This window comes from Clostridium intestinale, from assembly GCF_035905475.1.
Classification (GTDB): Bacteria; Bacillota; Clostridia; order Clostridiales; family Clostridiaceae; genus Clostridium_T; species Clostridium_T intestinale.
This window is the reverse complement of record NZ_CP121166.1, coordinates 2,680,183-2,699,746: the sequence shown is the minus strand read 5'-3', so window position 1 is coordinate 2,699,746 and position 19,564 is coordinate 2,680,183. Positions and strand designations below refer to the sequence as shown.

The following is a 19,564-nucleotide window of genomic DNA, read 5'->3' as shown; positions in this document are numbered from 1 at the left end:
ATTAATAAGATGGGGGGAGAATGATGCAATTGGAGAATTTTAGGGAGAAAATAAATCTTAAAGAAAATCAGCTAGATATAGAGAGAAAAGAAAATAAGTTTATATATAATTCAGTAAAAAGATTTATAGATATATTTTGTTCATTTATAGGAATAATATTCTTAAGTCCAGTTTTTATTATAGTAGGGGCCATAATAAAACTTGATTCTAAAGGACCAGTTATATTTTCTCAAAAAAGAGTAGGTAAAGGCGGAAAAGAGTTTAAGATGTATAAGTTTAGAAGCATGGTAGTTAATGCTGAAGAACTGAAGAAAAAATTAGTACATCAAAATGAGATGTCAGGTCCTATGTTTAAGATGAAGGATGACCCTAGAATAACTAAGATAGGAAAGTTTATAAGAAAAACAAGTATAGATGAGTTACCGCAGCTTATAAATGTACTTAAGGGAGAGATGAGTTTAGTAGGACCCAGACCTAGCTTACCTAAAGAGGTAGCTGAGTTTGAACCATGGATGATGAGAAGATTAGATGTTAAACCAGGACTTACCTGTTACTGGCAAGTAAGTGGAAGAAATAACATAGACTTTGATGACTGGATGAAGTTAGATATAAAATATGTACAGGATAGATCTGTAAAGTTAGATATAAAACTTATATTTAAAACATTTTTTGTTTTATTTGGAGATAAGAATGCTAGATAATAAATTAAGTATATGAATTGGAGTAATTTAATGAGACACATATTTATAATAGGAAGTAAGGGTATACCAGCAAGTTATGGAGGATTTGAGACATTTGTTGAAAAGTTAACTGAAGGACAAAAAAGTAATGAAATAAAGTATCATGTATCATGTTTATCAGACAATTCTAAAGAGTTTGAATATAATGGAGCAAGATGTTTTAATGTAAAAGTTCCTAGTATAGGTCCTGCTAAGGCTGTATATTATGATATTATGGCATTAAAAGAAAGTGTTAAATATATTAAATCAAAGAAAATAGAAAATGCAATTGTTTATATTTTAGCTTGTAGAATAGGACCGTTCATAAGCAAATATAAGAAAGAATTAAAAAAAATAGGAGGAACATTATTAGTAAATCCAGACGGTCATGAATGGAAAAGAGGAAAATGGAATTGCGTTATAAAAAAGTATTGGAAACTTTCAGAAAATTTAATGGTTAAACATGCTGATATATTGGTTTGTGATTCTAAAAATATAGAAAATTATATAAAAGAGAATTACAAAAAATATAAGCCTAAGACAACTTTTATAGCGTATGGTGCTGATACACAAAAATCGAAACTGTCAGGTAATGATGAGTCATTACTTCAATGGTATAAAGAAAAACAAATTAGTAAGTCGGAGTATTATTTAGCAGTCGGTAGATTCGTTCCAGAAAATAATTATGAAACAATGTTAATTGAATTTATGAAATCAAATACAAAAAAAAGTTTTGTGTTAATAACTAATGTAGAAAAAAATAAATTTTATAACCAACTTACCCAAAAAACCAATTTTAATGAAGATAAAAGAATTAAGTTTGTAGGAACAGTTTATAATCAAGAATTATTAAAAAAGATTAGAGAAAATGCATATGGGTATCTACATGGACATGAAGTTGGAGGGACCAATCCATCTTTACTTGAGTCATTAGCAACTACTGATTTAAATATTTTACTTGATGTTGGATTTAATAAGGAAGTAGCTATGAATGGTGCTTTATATTTTAATAAGTTCAATAATACGTTAAGTAATTTAATCAATAAAGTGGATCATTTATCAGAAGTAGAGATTTTAAATATATCGAAAGAAGCAAAAAAAAGAATTGCTGAAAACTATGAATGGGATTATATAATATATAAATATGAAAGCTTGTGGATGAATTTAACACATTAATTTAAAAAGTTAGGAAGAATTACTATGAAATTAGAGTTAATTAGTATAAACAATTTAAAAGACTATTCGAATGTTTTTAAAGAAGAGGATTTAATTTCGGAAGTTGATAAAAAAACTTGTAGTGACTTGGCTATGGAAGTTTCCTTGAAGATATGTAGTAGTGATTTCTTGATATATGATGGTGTAAACTTTATGTCTATAATGCAAATACAGTTATATAATACTATAAAGAACATATTAAGTATGCAACTATTATTTAATAAGATAACTAGTTCTAAAGGCAAAATAGATAAAGTTATAATAGAAAATTGGGAAGAATATAAAGTGTTCAAGTTTATTAATAAAGTTAATAATAACTATTTTGATATTAAATATTTAGGTGATGAATATAACTTGAAATCATTTATTAAATATAATAATAAAGAAAATTTGGTTAAGTTATTTTCAGAATTTTTGACCTTAAATCAAAATAGCAAGATAAATTCTAATAAAATAGCTATAGTACATGAAATTAATAATCAATCAATGATTCAAATATTAAATGAATATCAAGTAGAGTTAGAAGAGCAGGGAAGAGTAGATTTTGAATTTTTATGCGTAGGGTTAGGTTCGTTTAGGCAAATAGTTAGTAGAAATAAAAAGGTTCTTCTTAAATATTTTACATATAAAGTTATTAAAGAATATAAGGCTATATATGTACAAATGAGTAATATATTTAAAGATAATGGAGAACAAAAGTTACAATATTGTCTAAAAGAAATAAAGGAAGACAAAATTAGGGATCTAGTATTGATTTCAGTTAATAAAATAATAAAAAATTCTATAAAGAGTATAATTATATATTATATTTTAATACGTAATTATTTAATACAAACAAAGATAAATAAAATATTACTTTGTAGTGATTCGCATAGTATTTCTAGGCTCATTTGTCAGATAGCGAAAAAGTACGATGTTTTAACTATTGTTCATCAACATGGATCAATTGGAAAAATTGCATTCACACCCATATATGCAGATAAGTTTCTAGCTTGGGGAGAGTATAATAAAAATCTTTTAATAAATTTAGGTGAAAAAAAAGATAAAATTATCATATCAGGTAATATAAAATATAAAGAATTTCCCAGTGAAAAAGTTGATAGTAGAAATGACAAAGTTAATTTATTATGGGCAGTTAATCCCATAGGAAAAAGTATTAATAAAGAGTTATTCAATATATTAGAAGGATATATTAAACTTAATGAAAATATCATTGAAAAAGTAAATATAAAACTACATCCAGGAGAAAAAGATAAGGAGTTCATGGATAATCTTTTTAGAAACTCTTCTGTAAAAGAGAAAATTAATATTATATATAAGGGAAATCTTATTGAACTTATAAAAAATAGCAATTTAGTTTTAATTACACAGTCTACAGCTGGAATAGAGGCGTTTATGTGTGGAAAAACTGTGATGCTATATGATAATCCCAATATTCCAGAACTCTTGCCTTATAGAAAATACAAGGCCGTAATATTATTTCGAAATATGGAGGAATTTAAGAATGGAATAAATAACTATCTAAATAATAAATGTTTGGATATTAGTATGAAAAGTAAAGATATGCTGTTAGATTATATGAAGCCATTTGATAAAATACTTTTCAAAAAAATGATAGATAATAAGGTGAATAAATGAAAAAAATTACTAGTTGTACACTGATTTTTTTAGTTTTTATTATAAATATTTTTATTATGAATCAAAGTTATAAAAATACAATCGATCTAGGAAATGTAATATATATAATCTGCATAACTTTAATATTATTATTGATATATCATTTTAATGTGGATATTACTAATTTAATCAATCCTCAAAATTTTATATTGTACTTTTTTGTTTTCTTTATAAATTTTGGTATGATTATATCTCCTTTTTATACAGACATACTACCTGTATATACAAGTTCTATGTACTACTTAATTAATTGTTTTATTATATATATTTTTATAAGCGTTTTAATATCGAATAAGAACATAATGAAGTACTTACAATTAAAAGATGTACTTAAAAATATTGAAACTAGTAATAGGTATAGAAAGTATATTTTCATAGGAATTAGTATAATTATTATATATTTTATAAGCATTAAAACTATACCGCTTTTAGGTGAAAATAGTGATGATTTAAGAGTTGAGTCATTAAAGGGCAAAGGATTTATAGTATTATTAGGGTATGGATTCTTGGTAAATAGTATAATTTTTGATTTTTTATATGTCTTAAAAAGAGAAGACAAAATTTATTTTATAAAATCATTAGTATTATATTTATTTGCATTTCTTGTGCTAATGGGAACTGGATATCGAGGAATATCTTTTAAGATTATTTTGATCCTAATTTCTATTCTATTAATGTATAAGTATAAGAAATTACCTATATTCAAGTTATCTATTTTAATCATGATATTATTATCTTCTGTTGCTATTATGGGATATTATAGGAGTAGTAATATTGTTTCATTTAACTTAGAAGCCATTTATAAAGTAACTATATGGAGATTCTTTGTTAATATATACAATTTTCAAAATATTAGTAACTTTGTTGATGTTATAGGTTTTATTAATGGAAAAACTTATGTATTGGATATATTAACTTTATTGCCTGGGCATCAAATATCATCATCGTACTATATGAAAGATATATTAGGTTTATCTTTTTCTGGAGGGGGAATAACTCCAACATTATTCGGTGAAGCTTTAATAAATTTTGGATATGAATTTGGGTTAATAATTGTGTTAGTTGTAAGTGTTATTATATCTATAACATCATTATATTTGTGTAAGAATATGAACAAATCTATAAGTTCATTACAGATGCTTATAGTTATATCATTTAGTTTAGATCCAATAATTGGTAGTGGAATTATGCCAACTATTTTAAATAGCTTAATACCGGTACTTATTTGTAGATTTATAATTATAACTTTAAATAATATAGAAGAACGTAAGTACTATAGGTGATTGTATGAAAAAGAAAGTATTTATTTTACCAGTTATTATGATGTTTATTTCAGTTGTAAGTAAAGTATTAGGGTTTTTAAGGGAAGTTTTGATTGCGCAAACATATGGGGCGTCATTTGTTAGCGATTCTTATGTATTTATAAATGGGATAATTAGCTTATTGTTCATAAATGTAACAAATGCAATTACAACTATATTTATTCCAATGTTATCTGAAAAAATTAATTACGATAATAAAGATGAACAAAATAAATTTATAAATAACATACTGACTGTTATAACTATTATATCAATAGCTTTGACTTTTATAGGAATTATAGGATCAAAGTATATTATTAAAATTTTTGCTCCAGGATTCTATAACCAATATAATGCTACTCAAATAGATAATATAAATTATTTGTTAAAAATATCAATGATATCACTCGTTTTTATTATTATTCAATACTTATTTATTGGGGTTTTACAGGTATATAAAAAGTTCTTAATTGCAAATGTCTTACCTGTATTGGGAAATGTAGTAATAATATTATATATAGTGTTTTTAGGAAATAAAAATCAGGCTAACGGACTTGTATATACATTAGTATTATCTTATGTGTTTCAATTTTTGGTTTGTTATATAGCTTATAAATCCATTGGGTATAAATATAAGCCCTATTTCAATATGAGTGAATCTTATATTAAGCAAATAGGTAAATTAATAATACCAGTCTTTATAGGAACTTCATTAACACAATTAAACTTTTTAGTAGACAGAATAATTGCATCAGGGTTTGAAGCTGGTTCATTAGCAATTTTAAATTTTGGTAATAAACTTACAAATCTAATTTATGCAGTGGTTGGAATGACTATAGGTACTATAATTTTTCCTTATTTATCAGAGTTTAGCATGGAAAAAAATAAAAAAAAATTTATATCATTAGTAGAGTTTGGCATAAATATTACTTATATATTAATAATACCACTTTCCGTATTTATGATCTTTTTTAGAATGGAAATTGTTAATTTAGTATTCTTAAGAGGAGAATTCAACATAGAAGAGGCAAAAAGTACAGCACAAGTAGTACTATATTATTCTATAGGGATATTAGCATTTAGTTTAAAGGATTTGTTAAATAAGGTATATTACTCGTTTAAAAACACAAGAACTCCGATGATTAATAGTTTCATAGGAATTACTATAAACATATTATTAAATATAATATTATCTAAATCTATGGGATTAAATGGGTTAGCTTTATCGGCTTCAATAGCCAATATTATAATTGTATTGTTATTGATAACCAATCTTAGTAAAAAAATAAAGATCAATTATAAAACAATGATGTACAAATTTATTGTGTGTATATTGACTAGTGTTACAATATCTTTAAGTTTATCACTTTTTAAACATTATTTATTAAATTTAGGTAATAGCAAATTATTATCACTATTAAGTTTAAGTGTTTTAATTATATTAAATTTAATTCTATATTTTATAGTAATATTTAAAAGTAAAATAATTAATATTAAGTATTTGCATAAATTAATAAAATAAATTTTAGATTTATTTGTTATTTAGGAGGAGAGTTTTTAAAATGAAAAAAGTATTAGTAACAGGAGCAGATGGATTTATAGGAAGCCATCTAACAGAGGTATTACTTGAACAAGGATATGATGTAAAAGCATTTGCTTATTATAATTCATTTAACACATGGGGATGGTTAGATTCATTAGATAAAAATAAGTTAAAAGAGATTGAAGTATTCACAGGTGATATTAGAGATCCAAATGGAGTAAAAGAGGCTATGAAGGGTGTGGATGAAGTATTCCATTTAGCAGCACTTATTGCAATTCCATTTAGCTATCATTCACCAGATTCGTATGTAGATACTAATATAAAAGGCACTTTAAATGTGCTTCAAGCAGCTAGAGATCTAGGTACAAGTAGAATATTAGTTACCTCAACCTCAGAAGTATATGGAACTGCTCAATATGTACCAATTGATGAAAAACATCCATTCCAAGGGCAATCACCATATTCTGCGACTAAAATAGGAGCTGATAGAATTGCAGAATCATTTTACAGAAGTTTTAATATGCCTCTTACGATTGTAAGACCTTTTAATACCTACGGACCAAGACAATCAGCTAGAGCTGTTATTCCTACAATTATTACCCAGTTATTATCAGGAAAAAAAGAATTAAAATTAGGCGCACTTTCACCAACTAGGGATTTTAATTTTGTTAAAGATACTGCTAATGGATTTATAGAAATTTCTAAGTCTGAAAAGACAATCGGTGAGGAGATAAATATTGCTACTCAACAAGAAATATCAATTGGTGAATTTGCAGAAGAAATGATAAGACAAATTAACCCAAATGCTAAAATATTATGTGATGAACAAAGAATAAGACCAGAAAAAAGTGAAGTTAATAGATTATTGGGATCTAATGAAAAAATAAAGAGATTAACTAATTGGTCGCCTAAGTATACATTTGAACAAGGTATTGCTGAAACTATTGAATGGTTTAAGAAACCAGAAAACTTAGCAAAATATAAGGCTGATATTTATAATATATAATTTAAGGAGATGGGGCAATTGAATAAATTTATTCCACTATCTGTGCCTAATTTAAAGGGGAACGAATTAAAGTATGTTATTGATGCAGTAGAGGCAGAGTGGGTTTCTACTGGAGGATCATATATAAATGAATTTGAAAAAAATATAGCAAAATATTTAAGAGTTAAAGAAGCAGTTGCATGTCAAAGTGGAACTGCTGCGTTACATCTTTCATTATTATTGTCTAATGTGAAACTAGGAGATGAAGTTCTAGCACCCACTTTAACATTTATAGCTGCTGTAAATCCTATAAAATATATTGGGGCAGAGCCTGTATTTATTGATTGTGATGATAGTTTAACTATGGATCCGTTAAAGTTAAAAGAATTCTGTGAAAAAGAATGTATATTTGAAAATGAAGTACTAATAAATAAAACTTCTGGAAATCAAATTAAAGCTATTATAGTTGTTCATGTATTTGGTAATATAGCTAATATGCAAGAAATAATGTATATAGCTGAAACATATAATTTGAAAGTTATTGAGGATGCTACAGAAGCTCTAGGAACATATTATACTTCAGGAAAATATAAAGGAAAGCATGCAGGAACTATTGGTGATTTTGGAGCTTATTCATTTAATGGGAATAAGATAATTACTACTGGTGGTGGAGGAATGTTAGTAAGTAACTTAGAATATGGATGCAAAAAAGCTAAATATCTTTCAACACAAGCAAAAGATGATGAACTCAACTATATTCATGATGAAATAGGATTTAATTATAGAATGACTAATCTACAGGCAGCTCTTGGGGTAGCACAACTTGAGCAGCTTGAAAAGTTTATTAGAACTAAGAATGAAAATTATGAACTTTATAGGGAATTACTAAAGGATAATACAAAAGTTAAAGTTTTAGAGTTTAATAAAGATATAAGATCAAATAAGTGGTTCTATTCACTTTTTGTTAATGAAGGAGATATAACTGAACTTATAAATAAGTTGCAGGAACATAAAATTCAAACAAGACCTATTTGGGGATTAATTAATGAACAAAAGCCATATGAAAATAGTAGTGCATATAAGATTGAAAAAGCTAAATATTATTGTAAACATATAATTAATATTCCTTGTAGTACAAATTTATCTAAAGATGATGTTAAAGGAGTAGTAGAAACTATAGAATCAGTTATAGGGAGGTAAAATATGATATTAGAAGACCTTTTAATTAATGAAGGAACTACTATAAAGACAGCTATGAATATTATGGATAAGAATGCAAAGCGAATAATATTTGTAGTTGTTGACGGATTTCTTAGAGGTTCTTTAACTGATGGAGATATTAGAAGATGGATTTTGAAAGATAGAAGTGTTGAAGAAAATGTAGAATGTGCTATGAATAAAAATACCAAATATATTCATAAGACCGAAATGAATAATGCGCAAGATATAATAAAGGATTTAAGTATAGATGCATTACCTGTAGTTGATGACAACAATAAGATTAGGGAGATAATCTTTAATAATGATGAGATAGTCCATAATAAAATAGATATTCCTGTAGTTATAATGGCTGGTGGAAAGGGAACCAGATTATATCCTTACACTAAAATTTTACCTAAACCTTTAATACCAATTGGAGATACACCAATTATTGAAAGGATAATTAATAAGTTTAATGAATTTGGATGTAATAGGTTCTATCTAACATTAAATTATAAAAAGAATATGATTAAATCTTATTTTGAAGAAATAAATCCTGATTATACCGTAAATTATGTTGAAGAAGTCAAACCATTGGGGACAGGTGGAAGCTTATCTCTAATGAGAGAAGAATTAAAAGAACCTTTCTTTGTATCTAACTGTGATATTCTTGTAGATAGTAACTATGGAGATATAGTTGATTTTCATAAACATTCAGGAAATGCTGTTACAATAGTTGCATCATTAAAACATATAACGATACCATATGGAGTATTAAAGCTTGGTGAAGATGGATTACTAGAAGATACAGTAGAAAAACCAGAATTAACCTATTTAATTAACACAGGAATGTATCTACTTGATCCTAAAACGGTAGATTTAATTCCTGATGATGAATTTTTTGATTTGCCATCACTTTTCAGTAGATGTAAAGAGGTAGGATACAAGGTTGGAGTATATCCAGTTAGCCAAAATGCATGGATGGATATGGGGCAAATAGAAGAAATGAATGATATGGTAAGAAGATTAGAGGGTTAATATTTTAGCAGTTTAAGGAGGTATTTATGAATACATGGAATGGATTACCTGTTTTAATTTTAGGAACAGGAGGAATATCAAGAGAGGTAAAATGTATTATAGATGAGATTAATAAAACTAGTAAAGCATATGATTTTTTAGGGTATGTTTCAGAAAGAAAAGAAGAGATTGGAAGTATTTTGGGGAACGATAGAGTTGCAAGTAATGATGAAGAATTGGAAGAGTATATTAAAGATTTCAAAGTTATAGGTATAATAATACCTATTGGAACTCCAGCAATTAAAAAGAAAATAGCAGAAAACATTGTGAATAAATTTGATAATGTAGTATTTCCTAATATTATAGATCCTAGAGCGAATATAGGGAACATTGAATATGTAAAAATGGGTTATGGCAACATAATATGCGCTGGAGTAACATTGACTACTGATATTTCATTCGGTAATTTTAATTTAATTAATATTAATAGTACAATTGGACATGATGTGGTAATAGAAAATTATTGTGTCATAAATCCATTGGTATCAATTTCAGGTAATTGTTATATAGATGATTTATGTCTAATTGGTGCAGGTGCATCTATAAAACAAGGGATAAAAGTATCAAAAAAAAGTGTAGTTGGATTAGGAGCATTTATTGTTAAAGATGTTGATGAAGGTAATATTATGGTATGTAGTCCAGCCCAAAATATGAACAAAAATAGGTGAGATTATGAGGAAAGAAGTTTTTATAATTGCCGAAGCAGGAGTTAATCATAATGGGAGTAAAGAATTAGCATTTAAGTTAATAGATAAAGCTAAAGAAGCGGGTGTAGATGCTATAAAGTTTCAGACATTCAAGGCTGAAAAAGTAGTGTCAAAGTATGCCGATAAAGCAGCGTATCAAAAAGCTAGTACCGGTAGTGGAGAAACTCAACTTGAGATGGTAAAAAAATTAGAATTATCCTTTAGTGATTTTATAGAGTTGAAAAACTACAGTAATGAAGTTGGAATTTTATTTTTATCAACCCCTTTTGATGATGATAGTATAGATTTTTTAAATGATTTAGGGATGGAGATTTTTAAAATTCCTTCTGGAGAAATTACAAATTTACCATATTTAATAAAAATTGCAAAACTTAGAAAACCAGTGATTATTTCTACTGGTATGAGTTCTTTAGCAGAAATAGAATACGCCCTCAATGTTTTAAAGGATAATGGATGCAATGATATAAAGATATTGCATTGTAATACAGAATATCCTACTCCGATGGAAGATGTTAATTTATCAGCTATGAAAACAATAGAAACTGCATTCAAAGTTGAAGTGGGTTATTCTGATCATACAGATGGAATTGAAATACCTATAGCAGCAGTAGCTATGGGGGCGACTATAATAGAAAAACATTTTACTTTAGATAAAAATATGGAAGGTCCAGATCACAAGGCAAGTTTAGAGCCAAGTGCACTGAAAGCTATGGTTGACGCTATTAGAAATGTTGAGATAGCATTAGGAAATGGTATAAAATCTCCGTCTAAGTCTGAGATGAAAAATAAAAAGATTGCTAGAAAAAGCATAGTTGCAGCTAGAGAAATCAAAGAAGGAGAAATATTTACTGAAGATAATTTAACAATAAAAAGACCAGGAAATGGAATTTCTCCAATTAGATGGTATGAAATACTTGGAAAGGTATCAAATAAAAATTATGTGGAAGATGAGTTGATTGAAGTATAATGAAAAATATATGTGTATTTACTGGAACTAGAGCAGAATATGGTTTACTGAAAATATTAATGGGTAAAATTAAAGATGATCCAGAATTGAGTTTACAAATCATTGCTTCAGGGTCTCACTTATCTCCAGAATTTGGGATGACTGTAAATCAAATAGTGAATGATGGATTCCATATTGATGAAAAAGTTGAAATGCTATTAAGTTCAGATACTTCAGTTGGAATAACAAAATCCATGGGTCTAGGTATAATTGGTTTTGCAGATGCACTTGATAGATTAAAACCAGATGTGATAGTGATTTTGGGAGATAGATATGAAGCACTTGCCATGGCGAGTTCAGCTATGATTGCTAAAGTTCCCATAGCACATATTCACGGAGGAGAAGTAACAGAAGGTGCTTATGATGATTCTATAAGGCATGCAATAACAAAATTAAGCCACTTACATTTTGCATCTACCAATGAATATAAAAACAGAATCATTCAAATGGGGGAGGAGCCAGAGAGGGTTCACTATGTTGGAGCAGTTGGTTTAGATAATCTTAAATTGGTTGATTTACTTGATAAGAAAGAATTAGATAAGCAAATTAATTTTGAAATTGGAGATAAATTTTTTCTTGTGACATACCATCCTGTAACTTTGGGAGAAATAAGTTCAGAAGAGCAGTTTCATAATCTTCTAAAGGCTTTAGATAAATTCCAAAATTACAATGTAATTTTTACGAAAGCTAATGCAGATACTGATGGTAGGATTATTAATAAAATGATAGATGAATACGTAGTATTAAATCCAAATAGATGTATTCAATTCGCATCTATGGGACAAATAAGATATTTAAGTGCAATGAAATATTGTTCTGGTGTTATAGGGAATTCTTCAAGTGGAATTGTTGAGGCACCGTCATTTCATGTGCCAACAATAAATATTAGTGATAGACAAAAGGGAAGAATTCAATCAATGACTACGATTAATTGTACAATTGAATATGATGATATTGTTGAGGCGATTAAAAAATCTATTAATGAAGAATATAGAGAAAGCTTGATTAGTTATACTAATCCATATGAACATGGAAATTCAAGTGATAATATACTAAATGGGATAAAAGAATTTATATTTTCAGATAAATATAAAATTAATAAAAAGTTTTATGATTTAACTGCTAAGTAGGTGAGTAATTATGAAAAAAATTCTAGTTATTATACCAGCAAGAGGCGGCTCAAAAGGATTAAAAGATAAGAATATTAAATTATTGGATAATAAGCCATTAATTTCCTGGACTATAGAAGCTGCTAAAGGAAGTAAGTACGTAGATAAAGTTATTGTTTCTACTGATAGTATAAAAATTGCAGAGATTGCAAAAGAGTATGGTGCAGAAGTTCCTTTTATAAGGCCAGATGAACTTTCTGGCGATAAAGCATCAAGCATAGATGTTATACTTCATGCAATGAACTATATGAATGAGAATTTAGAGTATAATGCAGATTATATCATGTTATTACAATGTACTTCTCCTCTAAGGACTACTGTCCACATAGATGAAGCCGTTGAAAAGTTTATTACGAGTGATGCTGAATCGCTAGTATCTACTACTGAGCTTGAACATCCGATTTTTTGGTGTAAAAAAATAAATGATGATGGATATCTTGAATCTTTCATTAAATATGATGATACAAAACAATATAGAAGGCAAGAATTTGAAACTCTATATAGATTAAATGGAGCTATTTACATAAGTAAATGGCAGTATGTTTTAAATAACAAAAGACTTATTTCTGATTACACTGTACCATATATTATGGATAAGAAATCATCAATAGATATCGATAATATGGATGATTTTAATTTAGCTAGTTATTATATAAAAAACATTTAAATTAACTTATTTTATTGCTATATAATATTTAAAATAATTTTGTAAGTATAAATTTTAAGAAATACGTAATTAAGAGTTTAAAGTTATAAAAAATGAAAGAAATAAGTAAAAATCAACGGCTATCTTATGGAAATAGTCGTTGATTTTTTTATATGTTATGCACTTTATAGATTCACTTACTATAATAATCATAAATATAATTAGAATTAAAAAATAAGACTCCGGTAGCTATAGCATGGAGTCTTATTTCTAAATTATATAATATGAGGAGTTTATGTTGAAATATACATTTAATTTAATATTTCAACATAATCAAAAGCTTGAGCAATACTAGAAGTAGCAGGATTTTTACTTGAAGTAAGTTCTATTTTAACTGAATGATTACCATAAGCCAAACCTGTTTTAGAATAAACTACTTTCTGAAATACACTTGAAGCTGAATAAGAATCAACAGTATAAGAAACTCCATCGACAGTTACCTTGGCAATTCCTCTAGATGAATTAACAGGTTGAGCCCAATTAAAGCCAGTACCAGTAAATGAAAATTCTATTGAGTTACCAACAGTGGTAGAAAATACAGCAGATCCACCACTATGTTTAGAATTAACATCTTTTAACCAGTTACCAGTAAGTTTAATATTAGGATCAGTTTCTTCATACTTACCTGCAGTAAGAGAAGTCGATCCAGTTGATTCATTTAATATTTCAACATAATCAAAAGCTTGAGCAATACTAGAAGTAGCAGGATTTTTACTTGAAGTAAGTTCTATTTTAACTGAATGATTACCATAAGCCAAACCTGTTTTAGAATAAACTACTTTCTGAAATACACTTGAAGCTGAATAAGAATCAACAGTATAAGAAACTCCATCGACAGTTACCTTGGCAATTCCTCTAGATGAATTAACAGGTTGAGCCCAATTAAAGCCAGTACCAGTAAATGAAAATTCTATTGAGTTACCAACAGTGGTAGAAAATACAGCAGATCCACCACTATGTTTAGAATTAACATCTTTTAACCAGTTACCAGTAAGTTTAATATTAGGATCAGTTTCTTCATACTTACCTGCAGTAAGAGAAGTCGATCCAGTTGATTCATTTAATATTTCAACATAATCAAAAGCTTGAGCAATACTAGAAGTAGCAGGATTTTTACTTGAAGTAAGTTCTATTTTAACTGAATGATTACCATAAGCCAAACCTGTTTTAGAATAAACTACTTTCTGAAATACACTTGAAGCTGAATAAGAATCAACAGTATAAGAAACTCCATCGACAGTTACCTTGGCAATTCCTCTAGATGAATTAACAGGTTGAGCCCAATTAAAGCCAGTACCAGTAAATGAAAATTCTATTGAGTTACCAACAGTGGTAGAAAATACAGCAGATCCACCACTATGTTTAGAATTAACATCTTTTAACCAGTTACCAGTAAGTTTAATATTAGGATCAGTTTCTTCATACTTACCTGCAGTAAGAGAAGTCGATCCAGTTGATTCATTTAATATTTCAACATAATCAAAAGCTTGAGCAATACTAGAAGTAGCAGGATTTTTACTTGAAGTAAGTTCTATTTTAACTGAATGATTACCATAAGCCAAACCTGTTTTAGAATAAACTACTTTCTGAAATACACTTGAAGCTGAATAAGAATCAACAGTATAAGAAACTCCATCGACAGTTACCTTGGCAATTCCTCTAGATGAATTAACAGGTTGAGCCCAATTAAAGCCAGTACCAGTAAATGAAAATTCTATTGAGTTACCAACAGTGGTAGAAAATACAGCAGATCCACCACTATGTTTAGAATTAACATCTTTTAACCAGTTACCAGTAAGTTTAATATTAGGATCAGTTTCTTCATACTTACCTGCAGTAAGAGAAGTCGATCCAGTTGATTCATTTAATATTTCAACATAATCAAAAGCTTGAGCAATACTAGAAGTAGCAGGATTTTTACTTGAAGTAAGTTCTATTTTAACTGAATGATTACCATAAGCCAAACCTGTTTTAGAATAAACTACTTTCTGAAATACACTTGAAGCTGAATAAGAATCAACAGTATAAGAAACTCCATCGACAGTTACCTTGGCAATTCCTCTAGATGAATTAACAGGTTGAGCCCAATTAAAGCCAGTACCAGTAAATGAAAATTCTATTGAGTTACCAACAGTGGTAGAAAATACAGCAGATCCACCACTATGTTTAGAATTAACATCTTTTAACCAGTTACCAGTAAGTTTAATATTAGGATCAGTTTCTTCATACTTACCTGCAGTAAGAGAAGTCGATCCAGTTGATTCATTTAATATTTCAACATAATCAAAAGCTTGAGCAATACTAGAAGTAGCAGGATTTTTACTTGAAGTAAGTTCTATTTTAACTGAATGATTACCATAAGCCAAACCTGTTTTAGAATAAACTACTTTCTGAAATACACTTGAAGCTGAATAAGAATCAACAGTATAAGAAACTCCATCGACAGTTACCTTGGCAATTCCTCTAGATGAATTAACAGGTTGAGCCCAATTAAAGCCAGTACCAGTAAATGAAAATTCTATTGAGTTACCAACAGTGGTAGAAAATACAGCAGATCCACCACTATGTTTAGAATTAACATCTTTTAACCAGTTACCAGTAAGTTTAATATTAGGATCAGTTTCTTCATACTTACCTGCAGTAAGTGGTTGAATAGTTAGTAGGTTTAATGCTAAATTACTTCCACTAAAATCAATGCTTGTACTATTGCTATTAGCAAGTTTAACTCGTATGTTATTTAGCCCTAATTCAGCTGTTCCTCCATTTAAAGTTGTGAAAGATGCTTGTCCTGATTTTAAAGCTTTAGCTTTTATTTTAAATAACACTCCATCAGAAACAGTAACCCCAGGATTTGATCCTGTCATTGTTGAGTAGATACTTATTTTACCGTTAGCATTATCAATAACAGGTTTATCCGTATTAACCTTATTATTACCAAATGAATCTCCAGCTAAAATATCTTGAACTTGTATTAAACTGTTATCATAATAAAGATCTAAAGATGCACCATATAAATCAGTAACATTTTTAACCTTTACATCAATATCAAAACTATCTCCAACTATTATACTGTCTTTATTAATAGAATAGTATATGTTTGTGTTTGTTGCAGCTTTTACTAGTTGTACATTAGAAAATACAAAAGCAAAAATAAACATAAAACACAAAGAAATACTAAAAAGTCTCTTTTTAAGCGCTTTCTTCAATTCGCTTCCCCCTTTGTAATAATATTGTAAATTATGAATAAAAGTTAACATTTATATTATACTTTACTAATTAGTAAATAGTCAAAGTATAAATATATATTCTTAGCTATATTTCAAAAAGTAGGTTATAAATTTATAAAAAAATTTATTTATATTAATAAAGTGATTAGATATATTAGCAATTTAAGAAAAAAATAAAAAATATTACAAATAATTTAGATTAATTAAACTATTTTCTAATAATTAATACATTTTTATTATAAAAATTACAAATATCTATATTTTTTACAAAGAGATGTTGGATGAATATGAAAATTATGATAAAATGTAAACAAATTTGTAAATTATAATGAATCTAAGTTAACATTTTTGTAAATTTCCGAATAAAATATGAATAATAAAGATGGGGGAAGCAGATGAAAAAGATTTTCATAAATGTAACTGTTGCAATAACAATAGTTGCGAACTCTTTAAGTTATATTGTTGTACAAGCTAAAACAACTAATGACTCTGAAGATTTAAAAAAGCAAAATATTTTAAATGAATTTAAAGAAAATAAAGATAAAAATAATTATAAAAAAGATGAAATAATAGTTAAGGTAAAGAGTAAAGATAATCTAAAATCAGTTCAGTCCAATAATATTAAAACAGAAAAAGAATTATCAGATAATGTTCTTCTACTAAGCTTTGATGATTCTAAAGATAATATAGAAAAAGTATTAACAGAATTAAATGGACAAGCTGGAATAGAGTATGCTGAACCAAATTATAAAAGAGAAATGAGCATATCACCACTTACGGAACCCTATTCAGAAAATTTATGGGGACTTAAGAATAACACTAATCCAGGAAATGATATAAATGTTTTAAATGTATGGAGTAAAACATTAGGAAATAAAGATATTGTTGTTGGGATAATTGATGGTGGAATAGATTATGATCACGAAGATTTAAAAGATAATATATGGACAAATAGTAAAGAAATTCCCGGAAATGGTATAGATGATGATGGTAATGGGTATATAGATGATTACTATGGATGGGATTTTATATATGGAGACAATAATCCGATGGATTATGATGGACATGGAACTCATATAGCAGGAACTATAGCTGCAGCTCAAAATGGTACAGGAGTATTAGGCGTAGCTCCAAACGTAAAGGTAATGGCATTAAGAACTGGAGAAGGAAGATATGTATATACCAGTGAAACTATAGAAGCAATAAAATATGCTACAAATAAAGGTGTAAAAATATTTAATTGTTCATATGGTAGTGAAAACTTCTCTCAAGCAGAATTTGATGTAATAAAGAATTCCAATGCTTTATTTTTAGCAGCGTCAGGAAATGGAGATGCTAGCGGAAACGGAGTAAATAATGATTTAAAGGCCATGTATCCTGCTAGTTATGAACTTACAAATGTTATTTCCGTAGCTTCTATTAATAAAGAAGGAAATCTTTCTTCATTTTCAAATTATGGAGCAAAAACAGTTGACATAGCAGCACCAGGTGAGGCTATTTTTAGTACTCTTCCAAGTAATAATTATGGAGAAGCTTCTGGAACTTCTATGGCAACACCTCACGTAGCTGGGGCAGCAGCTTTGTTATTAAGTTATAATCCAAACATTACTATTGCAAATTTAAGAAATTACTTATTAAACGGAACACATAAATTACCATCACTAAATGGTAAGGTAGCTACAGGTGCTCTGTTGGACGTAACATCTTCACTAGTTGCTATGGATTCTTCAATAGGAACTATAACTAATATAGGATTAAATGTAAATAGTATCAGTTTGAAAAAAGGAGCTCAGTATAAACTTATGGAAACTGTAACTCCTGCCAATACTGTTTATAAAGAAGTAAAGTGGACTAGTAGTGATTCTAGCGTAGCGACTGTAGATAGTAATGGAACTGTTACGGCTTTAAAAGAAGGAAATGTGATTATTAATGTTACATCTACTAAGGACAGTAAAATTACTGCTTCTTGTAATGTCAATGTAACTAAATATGATAATCCAATCTATAGAAATGGAGATACTTTTACACTAAAAGTTTCAGTACCTAAAATTACAAGTTCTGACGCTGTAGCTGTATTTATAAAACCAAATGGAATGGAAGGTACAATGGTATTAACAGCTGATGGAAATAATGGATACTATTATGCTGAAGTAACTGTTGATGAGGAATCACCAAATTACTATTATGACCATATAAAGCCATCAGAAAATTATGGAACATGGGAAATAAGAAAAATAAGCTTAGATTATGATAATACTTATTATAATGAAAAATATTATCAAAGTTCAGAAAATATAAAAACTTACAACTTTGACAAAAGTAAGTTTACTATAGAATCCTTAGACAATAAAATAATAGATAATACAAATGATTTGTCTAATAATTCTAAACAAAAAACAAATAATGATATTACCGAATTAAAGAGTGTAGTTGCATCTAAAAAAGATGTTTATAAGAATGAAGTACTTCAATTGAGATTTTATGCTAAAGATACTTCAGGAGTAGAAAATGGCCATGTTACTGTAGTAAATGAATCAGGAGACGAAGTCTTTTTGATGCTAAAAAGTAATCCAAGAGAAGGATATTATTATGCAGATATTAATATAGGGTCAGATTATGATAACCACGAAAATTATATGGATCCACAGAGTAGTGCAGGAAAGTGGAGAGTGAAAGAGTTATGGGTAGATGATGTTAATGGAGATTCTACTACATATAATGATTCAGGGTTAGATTATAATACTTACAAATATAATTTTGAAAATGCTTCATTTACTATTCATAATACTCAAAATATATTTAAATCAACTGATTTAAATAAGGATGGAGTAACTGATATACTGGATATGGCAATGATAGCTTCTACTTATAATGTAAAAAGAGGAGATAGAAAGTATTTAGAAACTTTAGATATAAATTCAGACGGTGTAATAGACATCTATGATTTAGTAAGAGTTTCTACTAATATGATTTAATTTAAAAGTAAAAAAATTTAAACTAGAGCCTATTGACATATTATTAATTTATTTGTC

Annotated in this window: 14 protein-coding genes; 13 read left to right on the top strand and 1 reads right to left on the bottom strand. The window is 27.9% G+C overall.

The window, feature by feature from the left end:
- Positions 1-20: 20 nt before the first annotated feature.
- From P8F83_RS13810 to P8F83_RS13755, 12 genes are read left to right on the top strand one after another with little or no spacing between them, the layout of a single operon-like run.
- Positions 21-701: a sugar transferase gene (locus tag P8F83_RS13810; protein ID WP_326511608.1), complete on the top strand. Its 681-nt coding sequence runs from the start codon at positions 21-23 to the stop codon at positions 699-701.
- A 30-nt stretch (positions 702-731) separates the two neighbouring features.
- Entirely contained in the window at positions 732-1,895 is a 1,164-nt protein-coding gene (cps2T, locus tag P8F83_RS13805) for a beta 1-4 rhamnosyltransferase Cps2T (protein WP_326511607.1), read from the top strand.
- Positions 1,896-1,919: 24 nt separating this feature from the next.
- Positions 1,920-3,572: a capsular polysaccharide export protein, LipB/KpsS family gene (locus P8F83_RS13800; protein WP_326511606.1), complete on the top strand. Its 1,653-nt coding sequence runs from the start codon at positions 1,920-1,922 to the stop codon at positions 3,570-3,572.
- On the top strand, positions 3,569-4,894 hold the full coding sequence (locus tag P8F83_RS13795) for an oligosaccharide repeat unit polymerase (protein WP_326511605.1): 1,326 nt from the start codon (positions 3,569-3,571) through the stop codon (positions 4,892-4,894). The genes P8F83_RS13800 and P8F83_RS13795 overlap by 4 nt, the downstream gene beginning before the upstream one ends.
- A 4-nt stretch (positions 4,895-4,898) precedes the next feature.
- Entirely contained in the window at positions 4,899-6,434 is a 1,536-nt protein-coding gene (gene murJ / locus P8F83_RS13790) for a murein biosynthesis integral membrane protein MurJ (protein ID WP_326511604.1), read from the top strand.
- A 40-nt stretch (positions 6,435-6,474) separates the two neighbouring features.
- A complete protein-coding gene (locus tag P8F83_RS13785) occupies positions 6,475-7,461 on the top strand; it encodes an NAD-dependent 4,6-dehydratase LegB (protein ID WP_326511603.1) in 987 nt (328 codons plus the stop codon).
- 18 nt (positions 7,462-7,479) lie between these two features.
- The gene (locus tag P8F83_RS13780) at positions 7,480-8,640 is read left to right on the top strand and encodes a LegC family aminotransferase (protein ID WP_326511602.1); all 1,161 of its coding nucleotides are present in this window, start codon (positions 7,480-7,482) and stop codon (positions 8,638-8,640) included.
- Positions 8,641-8,643: 3 nt separating this feature from the next.
- The gene (locus P8F83_RS13775; protein ID WP_326511601.1) at positions 8,644-9,678 is read left to right on the top strand and encodes a nucleotidyltransferase family protein; all 1,035 of its coding nucleotides are present in this window, start codon (positions 8,644-8,646) and stop codon (positions 9,676-9,678) included.
- 26 nt (positions 9,679-9,704) lie between these two features.
- A complete protein-coding gene (locus P8F83_RS13770; RefSeq protein WP_326511600.1) occupies positions 9,705-10,385 on the top strand; it encodes a PglD-related sugar-binding protein in 681 nt (226 codons plus the stop codon).
- Positions 10,386-10,389: 4 nt separating this feature from the next.
- Positions 10,390-11,391, top strand: a complete 1,002-nt coding sequence (gene neuB, locus P8F83_RS13765; RefSeq protein WP_326511599.1) for an N-acetylneuraminate synthase — start codon at positions 10,390-10,392, stop codon at positions 11,389-11,391.
- Positions 11,391-12,560 carry a UDP-N-acetylglucosamine 2-epimerase gene (gene neuC, locus P8F83_RS13760; protein ID WP_337250835.1) on the top strand — a complete coding sequence of 390 codons (1,170 nt, stop codon included), beginning with the start codon at positions 11,391-11,393 and terminating at the stop codon, positions 12,558-12,560. The genes neuB and neuC overlap by 1 nt, the downstream gene beginning before the upstream one ends.
- 10 nt (positions 12,561-12,570) lie before the next feature.
- The gene (locus tag P8F83_RS13755; protein ID WP_326511598.1) at positions 12,571-13,266 is read left to right on the top strand and encodes an acylneuraminate cytidylyltransferase family protein; all 696 of its coding nucleotides are present in this window, start codon (positions 12,571-12,573) and stop codon (positions 13,264-13,266) included.
- 290 nt (positions 13,267-13,556) lie between these two features.
- Here the strand turns inward: P8F83_RS13755 and P8F83_RS13750 are convergent, their stop codons facing one another.
- Positions 13,557-16,511, bottom strand: coding sequence for a cohesin domain-containing protein (locus tag P8F83_RS13750; protein WP_326511597.1), 2,955 nt, complete (start codon positions 16,509-16,511; stop codon positions 13,557-13,559).
- A 416-nt stretch (positions 16,512-16,927) separates the two neighbouring features.
- Here P8F83_RS13750 and P8F83_RS13745 point away from each other — a divergent pair, with 416 nt between their 5' ends.
- On the top strand, positions 16,928-19,507 hold the full coding sequence (locus tag P8F83_RS13745) for a S8 family serine peptidase (protein WP_326511596.1): 2,580 nt from the start codon (positions 16,928-16,930) through the stop codon (positions 19,505-19,507).
- The last annotated feature ends 57 nt before the right edge of the window (positions 19,508-19,564 follow it).